We start from the raw sequence: 13,647 nt of genomic DNA, 5'->3' as shown, positions 1-13,647 counted from the left end.
GCCGAGCAGGGCAGACGCGGTCAGGTGCGCGCGGGCGACCAGTCGTCGGCGACGAGTCGAGCGGCGTCCGCGCCGCCCTCGCCGTGGAAGAGCAACCCGTCCCGGTCCACCGCCAGAATCCGGTCGACGTAGACCCCACGGCCCTGGCCCGAGCCGTCGGTCGTGCTGCTGAAACGCAGATGGCTCGCCTGGTCGGGCAGCGCCACCGAGACCTGCCACCAGTCCCGCCCGCCGTAACCGGTCACCGTGCCGTCGGCGGTCCACCGCCGGTCCCCGTGGCGCAGCAGCATCCGGGCGGGGGCCCAGGTTTCGCCCCCATCGGTGGAGACCTCGAGCCGCGCGCTGTCGTAGCGCGGCTCGGTGTCGTACCAGAGAAGGAAGCTGGCCGTGCCACCCCGTGCCGCTCTACGCAGTGGGGCGGTGAGCGTGGCGGTCACGCGGTCGCCCGGGTCCGCCCGCCACGCGCTGCCCGAGCGGGGTCGCACCGGCATCGCCTCGGCGAGATCGCGCGCGACCGCGCTCCGGGCGACGTTGTTGCTGCCCCAGCCGCGATCGGGATGCACCCGGTTGCTCAGCAGGATGACGAACGAGTGCGAGAGCGGATCGACGACGAGGGACGTGCCGGTGAAGCCGGTGTGTCCGAACGTCACCGGGGAGGAGAGCCCCATCATGTACCAGTGCTTGTTGAGCTCGAAGCCGAGTCCCCGGTCGCTCTCGGGATAGGCCGACTCCAGCGGCGCGTTGTAGTTGACCAGCATCTCCCGCACCGTGCCCGCCCGCAGGATCCGTCGCCCGCGATACTCGCCGCCGTTGAGCAGTGACTGGCAGAGGCGGGCCAGGTCGGCCGCGGTGGAGAAGACTCCGGCGTGCCCGGCCACTCCCCCGAGCGACCAGGCGTTCTCGTCGTGCACCTCGCCCCAGACCATGCCGCGCCCGGCGTACGGCTGGTACTCGGTCGCGGCGATCCGGGAGCGCAGCTCCGGCCCCGGGTTGTAGCCGGTGTCGACCATGCCCAGCGGCCCGGTGACACCGTCACGGACCAGCTCGGCGAGCGGCCGGCCGGTCACCCGTTCCACCAGCACGCCCAGCGCGATCAGGCCGAGGTCGGAGTAGACGTACCGGCTGCCGGGCGTCGCACCGGCCGCGAGGGGCGTGGCGAGCGCCGCGGCGAACCGGGCCTCCGGCGTCGGGTACCGGCTCCACAGCGGCGTGAAGGCGGGCAGGCCCGACGTGTGGGTGAGCAGCATCCGGACGGTGACCGACTCCTTGCCGCCGGCCGCGAACTCCGGGACGTACCGGGCGACCGGCGCGTCCAGGGCCACCCTCCCCCGCTCGACCTGCTGCAGAAGGACGATCGTGGTGAACAGCTTCGACACCGATGCCAGGTCGAAGATGGTGTCGGGCCGCATCGGCAGCTGCTGGTCGGCGGGGAGCTCCACGCCGACCAGCTCGGGGGGCGGCCCGACGGAGGCGTAGCGCACCGCGGCGCCCACCGCGGTGTGCTGGACCACCACGCCGTCCTTGGCCACCAGCGCCACCGCGCCCGCGTACGTGGGATGCCCGGGGTGGTCCGGCGTCGGCTGAAGGTAGGCCGCCAGGTCGGCCGGGATGCGATCGACCTGCTCCGGGAGCAGACCGACCTCGCGGGCGTTCCCGGGGCGCAGCGTGTCGTGCCTGAACTGGAGGTCGGCGGGGGTGACGGTCGGCGGCCCGGACCCGGCCGGTGGCGGCGCGGCGACGGCCGGCGCGGACGTGCCCAGGACGAGCACGGCCAGGCCGAGCGCGAGCGGGCGGCGGGCGGCGGCGTGGAGCAGGCGACGCGACGACGTGGTCAAGGCGCACTCCTCAGTAGAGCAGGTAGGGCTTGCGCAGCCGGTTGAAGGCGGCGAGTTCGTCGGCCCAGGCGCCGACGACGTCGTCCACGTCGGCTCCGGCGTCGATCTGGGTACGCAGCCGGGGTGAGCCGGTGAGCTTGTCGATCCAGTACGGGCGGACGGTGTCCCACGAGTCGCGGCGCCAGGCGAACGCCGGATACTTGTGCGCCTCGACCAGCATCGCCACGCCGGTACGGATCGGGTCGTACACGGCCCGGTCGACGACCTTGACCTCCACGCCGGCACAGAGCTTGTTGAGCAGGTCCGGCTTCTGCCCGGCCGAGGTGGGCGAGAAGTACGCCTCGCGGAACTCGACGCCGGGCAGGTCACGGGCGTTGAGCCGGTCACTCCAGTGGTGGTCGAAGTCGGTCGCCAGCCCGCCGATCAGCTCGAACGGACGGCAGGTGCCCCGCCCCTCGGTCATCGACGCGACGCCCTCGAAGAGGCCGGTGCCCGGGTAGACCAGCGCGGTGTCCGGGGTGGGCATGTTCGGGCTGGGCATCACCCACGGCACGTCGGTGTCGGCGGCGAGGTCGTCGCGCCGCCAGTGCCGGCACCGCACCACCTCCAGCTCGACCGGCCGCCCCGCCTCCACCGGCAGGAACGTGCCGTTGAAGAACCGGGCCAGCTCCCCGACCGTCATGCCGTGCTGCTGGACGATCTCCTTCAGGCCCACCCCGGAGGTGTACGGCGGGGTCATCATCGGACCGCGGGCCCGCCCACCGATCGGGTTGGGTCGGTCCAGCACGACGTAGCGCTTGCCCACCCGGGCCGCGGCGACCATCGAGGTGTACATGGTCCAGATGTAGGTGTAGAAGCGGACGCCGACGTCCTGGATGTCGAAGACGACGGTGTCCACCCCGGCCTCGGTGTACATGCTCTCCCAGCGGGCCAGCGAGGCGCCGTACGCGTCGTAGACCGGAATGCCGGTGCGCGCGTCGACGCCGGTGCCCTCGCTCCCGCCGGCCTGCGCCGAGCCGCGGAAGCCGTGCTCGGGACCGAACGCCGCGGTCAACCGCACCCGGCCCGAGCCGTGCATCAGATCGACGAGGTGCCGGTAGGCCGCGTCGACGCCGGTCGGGTTGGAGACGACGCCGACCCGCTCGCCGGCCAGCTCGGCGAACCCGGAGGCCACCAGCCGGTCGAGGCCGGTCTGGACCCGGCGGACGCCAGGGTCGGCCGCCGCGGGGGTCAGCGCCGCGCCGACGCCGAGTGCCCCGGCGCCGGCGCCGAGCGCGCCGGTGCCGACCGCGCCGGCCAGGAAATTCCTGCGCTGCATGGGTTGCCTCCTACCAGGTCAGGCCGTGGCCGTAGGGGTAGAGCACGGTGCCCGCGCCCTCGGCCGTGGGGATCGTGACGGGCAGCCGACCCCGAGGGGACAGCTCGCCGTGCAGCGCGCGCACGAGCGCGTCCATCGCCGCCCGGGTGTACGAGTAGGTCGCGAGGTAGGTGCTCACGCCGGGCAGGTACGCGATGTCGTACGGGTCCCGGACGGCCACCACCACCACGGGCTTTCCGGTGCCGAGCAGCGCCGCGACGAGCCGGCGCTGCGTGGCGCGCGGGTCGGTGACGGTGGTGTCCCACGCCTTGTTCACCAGCACAACGGTGAGGTCGTGCTCGGCGGCCTGGGTGGCGGTCGCGGCGATCACCGCGTCGGAGGGCAGGGTCGCCGGCCGGGCGGTGGCCCGGGCGCCGCGGGCGGTGAACCCGCCGGCGACCGTCGCGACCGGGGCGAAGGCGGCGCTGTCCCAGCCGGTGACCAGCACGGACCGGTCGGCGCGGGGCAGCGGCAGCAGCCCGGCGTCGTTGCGCACAGCGGTGAGCGTCGGGTCGGTGACCCGGGCGACGGCGGCGAGGTGCTCGGCCGCGCCGACGGTGCGTACCGCCTCGTCGACGTCGACCAGCGGTGAGCGGGCCAGCCCCTGGCGGTACTTCAGGCCGAGGATGCGCCGGACCGACTCGTCGATCCGCCGCTCGGTCAGCTCGCCGGTGGCGACGGCCCGCAGCACCGCGTCCCGCGCCAGCGCGAGGTCCGGCGGCATCAGGAGCTGGTCGGCGCCGGCCTTCAGCGCGAGCACCGGCACCCGCTCGTCGCCGTACTTGGCGCGCACCCCGGCCATGTTCAGCGCGTCGGTGACGATGACCCCCCGGAAGCCGAGTTCACCGCGCAGCACGCCGGTGAGGATCCTCGGCGACAGCGTCGCGGGATCGCCGGAGGGATCGAGCGCGGGGACCACGATGTGCGCAGTCATGATCGATTCGACGCCGGCGCGGATCGCCCGCCGGAACGGCGGCGCGTCGATCCGGTCCCACTCCGCCCGGCTGTGGTCGATCACCGGCAGACCGGTGTGGCTGTCGGTGGCCGTGTCGCCGTGGCCGGGGAAGTGCTTCGCCACCGCGCTCGTGCCGGCGCCGTCCTGGAAGCCGGTGACCTGCGCCGCCGTGAGGTCCGCCACCAGCGAGGGATCGGCGCCGAAGGACCGCACGCCGATCACCGGGTTGCCGGGGTCGACGTTGACGTCGGCGATCGGCGCGTACGGCTGATGCACACCGACCGCACGCAGCTCGCGCCCGGTTATCCTCGCCGCCGTCCTGGCGGCGTCGGGCGATCGCCCGGCGCCCAGCGCCATCGCACCGGGGAACTGCGCGGCGGGGGCGGGCATCCGCAGCACCACGCCCTGCTCCTGGTCGGTGGAGATGAGCAGGGGCACCCGGCCCTTCGCGCCGTCGCCGACGGCGGCGCGCTGAAGGCCGTTGGAGAGGGTGGCGATCTGTCGGGGGTCGTCCAGGTTGTGCGACCAGGAGAAGTAGCAGACGCCCCCGAGGTGGAACCGGTCGACCACCTCGGCCGGCGTCTCGACGCCGAATGCCGCCCGGTTCGCGGCGCGGTCGGCGGCCGTGGGCTCGACGGCATCACCGCCGTAGACGTAGGTGGCGAAGAGCTGGCCGACCTTCTGTTCCAGGCTCATGTGCCGCAGGGTGGACGTGACCCAGCCGTGTTCGGCGGCCCGGCCCGCCGGCGCAGCGGCGCCGTGGGCGGGAGGCGGCGCGAGGCTGGCCGTCAGGGTGGCCACCAGAGCGGTCGCGGCGACGAGACGGGTACGCATAGACGGCCACCTCTCAGTCCGATGACTGAAACTTAGCTACATGCCTATGGATCGTCAAGAAGGTTAGCTACAGAAGTACGGCCGGAATTCGACCTGGCTCGAATCACTTGGGCGGCGGGCGCGGACCGATGTCGACTGTGCCGGTCCCGAGCCGCCGCGGACGACCAGGTGACTGTTTCCGCCACTCGCCGCCGCGCGGCACCGAGAGAACGGAGGCACCCTTGACCACCTCGCGATCGCGCATCCTGGCGATGCTCGCCGCGCTCGTGCTTCTCACCACCGCGAGCGCGTTCCTCGCCAGCCCGCCGGCGCAGGCCGCCACCGGCACCTGTTCGGGCTCCAAGATCGGTGGCTTCGATCTCTACGGAGACGTGGCCATCAACGGCTCGACGAGGTACGGGTACGTCGAGATCTACTACAGCGGCGGATACAACTGCGCGCGCACCGTGTCGAGTGCGAACACCTGGGGCGTCAGCAAAGTCATGTCGGTCGAGCTGTGGGTCTGCTCGTCCGGCACCAGCAACTGCCGGCTGCTGTCGGCGGACGACCGGGACCACGGCACCTACCGGTACTACGCCGGCCCGGTGACCGCCTACGCCAGCGGAAAATGCATCTGGGTCATCGGCAACATCTACTACCCACCGACGGACTCCAACGCGGGGAACAACAAGTCGGGTTGGTGCGGCTGACATCCGACGTTGCGCCGCTTCGTCGTGCCGGGCAGCCGATGCTGCCCGGCACGACGACTGTCGCCCCCGTGGCGCGACGGCTGTCCGGTCAGTCGCAGCCCAAGGCGCTGTCGTACCCGGCCGGCGGCCCTGACGCGGCGACCTCGTCGGCGATCCGCCAGAACACCTCCGGCCAGTCGCCCTGCTCGTTCATCTCGTGCAGCACCCGCCACTGGTGGCTGCTGCGCAGCGCGTCGGCGGCCCGCTGGAGAGCCGCGTCGTCGCCGGTCCGCTTGGCGCGCAGCCACTCGGCGATCCAGGCGCAGCCGACCCTTGAGGTGACCTCGGCGCCGAACTGGTAGGAGTCGTTGGTACCGAGGTCGCCCAGCGCGGCGGCGTCGAAGCCCGGTGGCAGCGGCACCTCGGCCAGCACCTTCGCCGCCTGGGCGTCCACCCGCTCCGGCGTGACGATCTCCGGCGGGAGCGCGGCCAGCCAGGTGCGCACGTCGACGCGCACGACGGCGGTGATGACCCGGTCGAACTCGTGGCGGCTCCAGCGGCCGCCGGTACGCAGTTCGACGAAGACACCGTCGCGGGGGCGGAGCATGACCGCGAAGTCGCCGGCGCTGTAGCGGAACAGCTCACCCGGCCAACTGTCCACCCGCACCGGCTCCGGTGGGCTGACGTTGAGCCGGTCCGCGTAGAAGTCGTGGTAGTACTCAGCCGGATACCAGTTCATCTCCAACTGTCGCCCGCCGTTGCTGAACGCGATGGTGCCCTGCTGCTCGGCGAACCCGTAGACGGTGGTCGCCCGCCAACCGGGCTGGTTGATCAGCAGCCGCGGGTTCTTCTCGGCGGCCTTCATCGCCACCGGCGAGTAGACGACGGGCGTACTCGCGCTGGGCCTGTCGACGGGTGCGGCCTGCCGGTCGACCGGAGGCTCGCGAAGCATGGTGGACGCGGCCACGACGCCGGTGAGAACCGCGGCCGCGGTCAGCGCGCCGGCGAAGCGGCGAACCATGGCGCGGCGCGCTCGGGAGCGCGGTTGGGATGGTTCGACGACGCGACCGGGGGTCGGCTCGGACACGATTTCCTCCAGGAGGCTCTGCCTCGCCCCGTCGAGGTGTCCGATGACATCGGGTCGGTAGGGATCGGCGTCTCGGACCATCCGATCGAGGTGCTCCTCGGTCATCTGCCCTCCTTCGGGGTGGGTGCGGTCAGGACGTCGAGTACATGTCCGGGTGGGCCGGGGGCGTCACCGACGAGTTCACGCAGCCTGGCTCGCGCGCGCGACAGGCGGGTACGGACCGCGGCCGGGCTCACCCGCAGGACCGCGGCCACCTCACGCGGCTGCAAGCCCTCCCAGACGTGCAGCATCAGCACCTCCCGGTCCAGCTCGCCCAGCCGGGCCAGCGCGGCCTGGACGGCGAGCCGTTCGGGAACCTCGCGGCCCGGGTCGACGGCGCCCACGGCCGCTATCTGCTGCCGTAACCGCTCACCCAGCCGCTGCCGGCGGGTGCCACCCCGGTGGTGGTTCGCCAGCACCCGGCGGGCGACGCCGTACAGCCACAGCCGGGCTTCGGCGTCGGCCGGCAACTCGTGCCTACGGCGCCAGGCGACGAGGAACGTCTCGGCGATGACGTCTGCGGCGTCCTCGGGATGCTCGACGCGGCGCAGGGCGTACGCCAGCAGAGGTTCGAAGTCCTCGGCGTAGACCCGTCGGAAGCGGTCCTCGTGCTCGATGCCGGAGCTCACGTCCATCCCATGTCCGGTCGGGCCCCAATCGTGACAGGCCCGGTCGGAAGTACGGGGCGATCGATCCGAATCTTCCAGACCCCACGGGCCTGCGACGGGCCACCGAATCAGCCCATCTTGTGCGGCCCCGCCTAACTGCCGGCGATCAGCAGGCTGGCGACCGGGGCCAGCTGGGCACGGTCGGCCTCGGTCACCCCGTCGTCGGTGATGACGGCGTCGAGTTGGACGTAATCGCAGATCGGCACCGGCGCGGTCTGGCGCAGCTTGGACGAGTCCGCCAGCAGCACGACCCGGTCGGCGGCGGCGATGAAGGCCCGCTTCGCCTCGGCGTCCAGGGGGGTGCTGCAGTACGCGCCGCGGTTGGTCAGACCGCTGGCCGCCAGGAAGAAGGTGTGCATCCGGAGCCGGCTGACCGCGGTCACGGTGTCTGGTCCGGTGAACGCCTGGGTGGCCGGGTGGAGGAGCCCACCGAGACCGATGAGGGTCGCGTCGGAGCGTTCGCCGAGTGCCGCCATGGCGGGCAGCGAATGGGTCACCACGGTGACGTCGCTGGCGGGCGGCAGAAGTCGAGCCAGTTCGAGCGTGGTGGTGCCCGCGTCGATGCCGATCGTGGCGCCGGGCTCGACGAACCGCAACGCCTGGTGGGCGATGGCCTGCTTCTGGCGTGACTGTGCCTGGGAACGGGTGCCGAACGGGGAGCCGGGCCGTACACCGCCCGGTGGGAAGGCGCCGCCGTACACGAGTTCGGCCAGGCCGAGGTCGGCGAGTCGCTGCAGGTCGCGCCGCACGGTGCGGTCGGACACCGACAATCTGGCGCTGAGCTCGGGTGCCGACACGTAGCCGGTACGGCGCATCCAGCGCAGGATCTCCTCCCTGCGCTGTGGGGCGGACGTGTAGCGCATCTGCTCCTCGCCTGCGGGCTGTGCACCTGTCACGGCTAGACCGTACCGGCGCCGGACCGCGCCTCGCCCCCCTGGTGACCGTTGTCGGACGAAAGTTGTCCAACCCTTGACATCTTTGGTCGTCGGTCGGAGAGTGAGTTCTCTAGCCGGTGACCGGAACGGAGGACGTGGCGTGGAGAAATCCGCCGCATGGCGGGCGGAGATCGCGGCCGACCGGCGTCCGAAGGTGATCGTCGACGACGACCCCACCGGGACCCAGTCCGTCAGCGATGTCGAGGTGATCCTGCGACCGGACCGGGCCGCGTTCGACCGCTTCTTCGCCTCGACGCAGCGCGCGACCTTCGTACTGTCCAACAGCCGGGCGCTCACCGAACGCGCCGCGACCGCGCTGGTCGGCGACATCGCCCGCACGGTAGCGGCGGCCGGCGGGGCGGTCGGGCGTCCACCGACCCTGATCCTGCGTGGAGATTCGACGCTACGCGGTCACGTGATCGCCGAGGCCGAGGCAGTGGCGCCGCACACGCCGGTGCTGTTCGTGCCCGCGTTCCTCGACGGCGGCCGCTTCACGCGCGACGGCGTCCACTATCTGCGGACCGAGAACGGGGCAGTTCCGGTGGCCGACACCGAGTTCGCCCGAGACCCGGACTTCGGTTACCGCAGCCGGCATCTCAGCGACTGGGTGAGGGAGGTCAGCGGCGGCCGCCGACATGCGGTGACCGTGCCGCTCGCCCGGCTGGCTGAGCGCGGAGCGGACGCGGTCGCCGAGGCGTTGCTGGGCGCGGCGCCCGAGGCGGTGGTGGTCCCCGACTGTGTCAGCGACGCCGATGTGCTGGCTATCGCGGCCGGCCTGATCAGGGCGCAGGCCCGGGGCGCCCGGGTGGTGGTCCGCTGCGCCGCCTCGCTCGCCGCCGCCCTGGCTGGCCTGTCCACGCGGCCGCTGGCGCGTCTCGAACTACCAACCCCCGGCCGGGTCCTGATCGCCTGCGGCTCGTTCACCACCGCCAGCACCCGGCAGCTGCGGGCATTGGGCGCCCTATGGCATCGGCGCGTGGACATCCCGGTCAGTGCGCAGCACGGCGAGGATCAGCTGCTGGCCAAAGCGGTACGCGAGCGTCTCGACCGGGAGGGCAGGGCGCTGGTGGCCACCGACCGGACGCCTCGGCACGGCACCGTCCCCGCCGCACCCGAGCTGCTCATGGAGAACCTCGTCGGGACCGTGCGGCACCTCGCGGCCGAGGTGGACCTGGTCGTCGCCAAGGGAGGCATCACCTCCGCCCGACTCGCCACCGAGGCGCTGGGCGCGACCAGCGCCCGGGTGCGCGGGCAGATCCTGCCCGGCGTGCCGGTCTGGGATCTGCACACGTCCGGGAAGAACTCGTCCTACGTGATCGTGCCCGGCAACGTCGGCGCCGACAGCACCCTGCGGGACATCCTCGACCGGATCGCCACGGCGCCCGCCGGACGGTCTCCACACGCCCAGCGGGACGACCGGTGAGCGAGGCCGAGCCGCTGCTGGCCGGCCTGGACGTGGGCACCACGCACACCAAGGCCGGCGTCTACCGCACCGACGGCAGCCCGGTGGCCCAACGCCAGGCCCCCACCCCGCCCGACGCCGAGGCGCTGCGCGACACCGCGCTGCGACTGCTCGCGGACTGTGTGGCGGTCACCGGTGTCCCACCGGTCGCCCTCGGAGTGGCCAGCATGGCGGAGACCGGCGTACCGCTGGACGCCGCCGGCGCGCCGGTCGGAGAGCTGCTGCACTGGCGGGACCGCCGCGCGGGCCGGCAGGCCGAGCAGCTGGCCGAGGCCGTCGGACCGGCGGACTTCTTCGTCACCACCGGGCTGCACCCGAGCGCGAAGCTGCCGCTGGCCCGCTGGATCTGGCTGCGCCAGCACGACCCGGACGTCCTGCGGCGGATGGCCTGCTGGGCGAACGCCGCCGACCTGGTCGTGACCGCCCTCACCGGCACGGCCGCCACCAGCCCGACGCTGGCCGCCCGTACCGGCGGGTTCGACATCGCCGCCGGACAGTACCGGCCCGAACTGCTCGACCTGGCCGGACTGCGACCCGAGCAGCTGCCGCCGGTGCTCGCCGCCGACCAGGTCGCCGGGCGGGTCACCGCCACCGCGGCACGGCAAACCGGGCTGCCCGCCGGGACCCCGGTCGTCGTCGCCGGGCACGACCACCTGGTCGCCGCCTGGGCCGCCGGGGTCCGGGCCCCCGGCCAGGTGGCCGACTCCATGGGCACGGCGGAGGCGGTCCTCAGCCCCGTCGTCGCGGTGCCGCCCCCAGCCGTGCGGGCCACCGGGAACTCGGTCGGCCCGTTCGTCGACGGCCGGTCGTTCTGCCTGATCAGCGGCCTGTCCAGCAGCGGCGGACTGGTCGAGTGGCTGCTCGACCGGATCGCGCCTGCCCGACAGCCGGACCGGCACGAGTGGTTCAGCGACCTCGTCGGCCCGCCGCCCCGCCCGCCGACCGGCATCACCGTGCAGCCGTACCTGCACGGAAGGGCCAGCCCCGAGCCCGATCCACACCGGACGTTGGCTTTCCACGGCATCCGCCCGGAGCACACCCTCGCCGACATCGGTCGGGCCGTCCTGGAGGGGCTCTGCATGCAGGTGCGCTGGATGATCGAGACCCAGGTGAGCATCAGCGGTCACCAACCCGACTCGGTGCGGGTCTTCGGCGGGCCCACCGCCAACCCCACCTGGATGTGGGTCAAAGCTCAGCTGACCCCGGCCCCCGTCGTCGTGCTGCCTGGGCACTGTGGCGCGGCGCTCGGCGCGGCCCAGCTCGCCGGACGGGCGCTCGGCATCCCGCAGACGCCGCCGCCCGGACCATCGCCACGACCGACGCCCGGGGCCGCGCCCGAGTGGGAAGCGGCGTACCGGTCGCAGTTCCTGCCGTTCGCAACCGCCGCCGTCACCCCCTCTCCCGACAGTGAGGAAGCCCTGTGACCGTCACACCGCCACCGACCCTGGACCGGCTCGCCCGCGCCACCGGAACGTTCACCATGGTCGCCATGGACCAGCGGGAGAGCCTGCGCACCATGCTCAACGAGCAGGGCCGGCCCGCCGACGACGCGGCGCTCACCTCGTTCAAGCTCGAGGTCGCCACGACGCTGGCGCCACACGCCTCGGCGTTCCTCATCGACCGGCACCACGCGTACGCCGAACTCGTTCGAGACCGGCTGCTGCCGACCGACTGCGGGCTGATCCTCGCCGTCGACGCGCTGTCCCAGCCGCCCGGCGAGCCGGTGGACGACACTGCCATCGACGGTGACGTCGACCTCGACCAGGCCCGGCGGGACGGCGTGGTGGCGTTGAAGCTGCTGGTGATGTGGAAGCGGGACGGCGGCGAGGAGCGCCGGGTGGCGATGGCCGCCCGCTTCGTCGAGCTCTGCCGGCGGGCGGGACTGCTCTCCGTACTCGAACCGGTCGCCGTCGCCGCGCCGGGGCAGCGGGACTTCGACCTCGACGCGGCCATCCTCGACGCCGCTGCCGCCCTCGGCCCGCTCGACCCGAGTCTCTACAAGGCCCAGGTGCCCCGCCAAGGGCGTGGGGATTTCGGACAACTCGTGGCCGCCTGCGAGAAGCTGGACCGGCAGCTCGCCCGGCCCTGGGTGGTGCTCTCCAACGGCGTGGAGACGGCGGACTTCCCGGCCGCCGTTGAGGCCGCCTGCCGCGCCGGGGCGTCCGGGATGCTGGCCGGTCGGGCGCTGTGGCGCGACGCCCTCGCCACGGCCGACCCGACGGTGGCGCTGCGCGAGGAGTCCGTCGCCCGGCTCCGGCGGCTGGTCGAGACCGTCGACCGGCACGGCCGCCGGTGGACCGAGGCCGGCTGATGCACCCTGTCGTCAACCTGGGCCTGCTCTTCACGGAGCTGCCGTGGCGGCAACGGTTCGCCGCCGCGGCCGAAGCGGGCTTCCACCGGGTGGAGTTTCCCTGGCCACCGCTGGCACCCGACGAGGTGACGCGGTTGGTGCGCGCGGCCGGGGTGCAGGTCGGGTTGTTGAACATGGACGCCGGTGACCTCGCCGCCGGCGAGCGCGGTTACGGCAACGATCCACGACTTGTCGTGCGCTGGCGCGACCAGCTGCGGCAGGCGCTGGACCTGGCCCGCGACCTCGACTGCCCGCTGGTGAACGTCCTCGCCGGACGCCGACTGCCCGGCATCGACGGGTCCGACCAGCTGCGCTGCCTGACCGGCAACCTGCGCTGGGCCGCCGACCTCGCCCGGCGGTACGGCCGGACCCTCGTCGTGGAGCCGATCAACGACCACGACATCCCCGGTTACCTGCTGCCCCGCGTCGTCGACGTGCTCGCCGTCCTGGCACAGATCGACCACGAGGCGGTCAGGCTCCAGCTGGACGTCTACCACGTCGCGGCGATGGGCGACGACGTCACCGGCGCGGTCGCGGCGGCCGGCAGCAGGCTCGGCCACGTACAACTGGCCGACCACCCGGGCCGCCACGAGCCGGGCACCGGCGACCTGGATGTCCACGCGCTGCTCTCGGCGCTGACCGCGGCCGGCTACCAGGGTGGGCTAGGTCTGGAGTACGAGCCCACCCTGACCACGGCGGCGAGCCTCCGCGCCGTCGCCGCGCGGTACCCGCAACTGCGAGCGACCGAGGAGCGAGCCGCATGACTCGGATCTGCCTGCTGCACACGGTCACCGGCCTGCCCGCCGTCTTCGCGGACCTGCTCCGGACCGAGGTGGGTCCGGTCGATGTGGTCAACATCGTGGACGAGACGCTGCTCCGCGACACCGTCGAACACGGGATGCTGCCGCGTACCCGTCGCCGGGTGGCCAGCTACGCGGGGTTCGCGGCGGAGTCCGGCGCCGACGCCGTCCTGGTCACCTGCTCGTCGATCGGCGAGGCGGCCGAGCAGGCGCGTGCCGAGGTGGGCATCCCGATCTACCGGGTCGACGAGCCGATGGCCGAGCAGGCCGTCACCCTCGGCCCGCGCATCGGCGTACTGGCGACCCTCACCGCCACCCTGCAACCCACCCGAGACCTGCTGCGCCGCAAGGCCGGCGAGCGCGGCGAGCCGAGCGAGATTCGCGAGTCGGTGTGTCCCGGTGCGTTCGAGGCACTGCGGGGCGGCGATCCCGACAGGCACGACCAGCTCGTCGCCGCCGAGGTACGCCGCCTCGGCGGCGAGGTCGACGTGCTGGTGCTGGCGCAGGCCAGCATGGCGCGGGTGGTCGACGCGCTGCCCGCCGATCAGGTGCCGGTGCCGGTGCTGAGCTCGCCCCGGTCCGGCGTACGGCAGCTGCACCCGTTCGCCATCCGTTGACCGCCGTCGCGGCTGATGGCCACGCCGGCCGCCCGGCACC

The 13,647-nt window shown here is 73.1% G+C and carries 12 protein-coding genes; 6 read left to right on the top strand and 6 right to left on the bottom strand.

Annotated features, from left to right (window positions below; all coding sequences use genetic code 11):
* Positions 1-20: 20 nt before the first annotated feature.
* Genes ACIP9D_RS22125 through ACIP9D_RS22115 form a run of 3 tightly spaced genes read right to left on the bottom strand, consistent with a single transcriptional unit; the run spans position 21 to position 4,981 of the window.
* Positions 21-1,835 carry a serine hydrolase gene (locus tag ACIP9D_RS22125; RefSeq protein ID WP_350877436.1) on the bottom strand — a complete coding sequence of 605 codons (1,815 nt, stop codon included), beginning with the start codon at positions 1,833-1,835 and terminating at the stop codon, positions 21-23.
* 10 nt (positions 1,836-1,845) lie between these two features.
* Complete coding sequence (locus ACIP9D_RS22120; protein ID WP_350877438.1) at positions 1,846-3,153, bottom strand: DUF1343 domain-containing protein; 1,308 nt, start codon at positions 3,151-3,153, stop codon at positions 1,846-1,848.
* 10 nt (positions 3,154-3,163) lie between these two features.
* The gene (locus ACIP9D_RS22115; protein ID WP_350877440.1) at positions 3,164-4,981 is read right to left on the bottom strand and encodes a glycoside hydrolase family 3 protein; all 1,818 of its coding nucleotides are present in this window, start codon (positions 4,979-4,981) and stop codon (positions 3,164-3,166) included.
* A gap of 221 nt (positions 4,982-5,202) precedes the next feature.
* On the opposite strand from ACIP9D_RS22115, the gene ACIP9D_RS22110 reads away from it, so the two are divergent.
* Positions 5,203-5,670, top strand: a complete 468-nt coding sequence (locus ACIP9D_RS22110) for a hypothetical protein (protein ID WP_350877442.1) — start codon at positions 5,203-5,205, stop codon at positions 5,668-5,670.
* 88 nt (positions 5,671-5,758) lie between these two features.
* Here ACIP9D_RS22110 and ACIP9D_RS22105 read toward each other — a convergent pair whose 3' ends face one another.
* From ACIP9D_RS22105 to ACIP9D_RS22095, 3 genes are all read right to left on the bottom strand, one after another.
* Positions 5,759-6,841 carry a hypothetical protein gene (locus ACIP9D_RS22105; RefSeq protein WP_400450673.1) on the bottom strand — a complete coding sequence of 361 codons (1,083 nt, stop codon included), beginning with the start codon at positions 6,839-6,841 and terminating at the stop codon, positions 5,759-5,761.
* The gene (locus tag ACIP9D_RS22100) at positions 6,838-7,410 is read right to left on the bottom strand and encodes a sigma-70 family RNA polymerase sigma factor (protein ID WP_350873927.1); all 573 of its coding nucleotides are present in this window, start codon (positions 7,408-7,410) and stop codon (positions 6,838-6,840) included. Before ACIP9D_RS22100 ends, ACIP9D_RS22105 begins: the two co-directional genes overlap by 4 nt.
* A gap of 125 nt (positions 7,411-7,535) precedes the next feature.
* On the bottom strand, positions 7,536-8,339 hold the full coding sequence (locus ACIP9D_RS22095) for a DeoR/GlpR family DNA-binding transcription regulator (RefSeq protein ID WP_350873926.1): 804 nt from the start codon (positions 8,337-8,339) through the stop codon (positions 7,536-7,538).
* Between the two features lie 139 nt (positions 8,340-8,478).
* On the opposite strand from ACIP9D_RS22095, the gene ACIP9D_RS22090 reads away from it, so the two are divergent.
* From ACIP9D_RS22090 to ACIP9D_RS22070, 5 genes are read left to right on the top strand one after another with little or no spacing between them, the layout of a single operon-like run.
* Positions 8,479-9,801 carry a four-carbon acid sugar kinase family protein gene (locus ACIP9D_RS22090; protein ID WP_350873925.1) on the top strand — a complete coding sequence of 441 codons (1,323 nt, stop codon included), beginning with the start codon at positions 8,479-8,481 and terminating at the stop codon, positions 9,799-9,801.
* The gene (locus ACIP9D_RS22085; RefSeq protein WP_350873924.1) at positions 9,798-11,264 is read left to right on the top strand and encodes an FGGY family carbohydrate kinase; all 1,467 of its coding nucleotides are present in this window, start codon (positions 9,798-9,800) and stop codon (positions 11,262-11,264) included. The genes ACIP9D_RS22090 and ACIP9D_RS22085 overlap by 4 nt, the downstream gene beginning before the upstream one ends.
* Positions 11,261-12,151 carry a hypothetical protein gene (locus tag ACIP9D_RS22080; protein ID WP_350873923.1) on the top strand — a complete coding sequence of 297 codons (891 nt, stop codon included), beginning with the start codon at positions 11,261-11,263 and terminating at the stop codon, positions 12,149-12,151. Before ACIP9D_RS22085 ends, ACIP9D_RS22080 begins: the two co-directional genes overlap by 4 nt.
* Complete coding sequence (locus ACIP9D_RS22075; RefSeq protein WP_350873922.1) at positions 12,151-12,954, top strand: TIM barrel protein; 804 nt, start codon at positions 12,151-12,153, stop codon at positions 12,952-12,954. The genes ACIP9D_RS22080 and ACIP9D_RS22075 overlap by 1 nt, the downstream gene beginning before the upstream one ends.
* The gene (locus ACIP9D_RS22070; RefSeq protein WP_350873921.1) at positions 12,951-13,607 is read left to right on the top strand and encodes an aspartate/glutamate racemase family protein; all 657 of its coding nucleotides are present in this window, start codon (positions 12,951-12,953) and stop codon (positions 13,605-13,607) included. Before ACIP9D_RS22075 ends, ACIP9D_RS22070 begins: the two co-directional genes overlap by 4 nt.
* Positions 13,608-13,647: the final 40 nt, after the last annotated feature.

This window comes from Micromonospora sp. NPDC093243 (assembly GCF_044753725.1).
Taxonomy (GTDB): Bacteria; Actinomycetota; Actinomycetes; order Mycobacteriales; family Micromonosporaceae; genus Micromonospora.
Note: the sequence above shows the minus strand (reverse complement) of the source record. Positions and strands in the feature narration are given on the sequence as shown.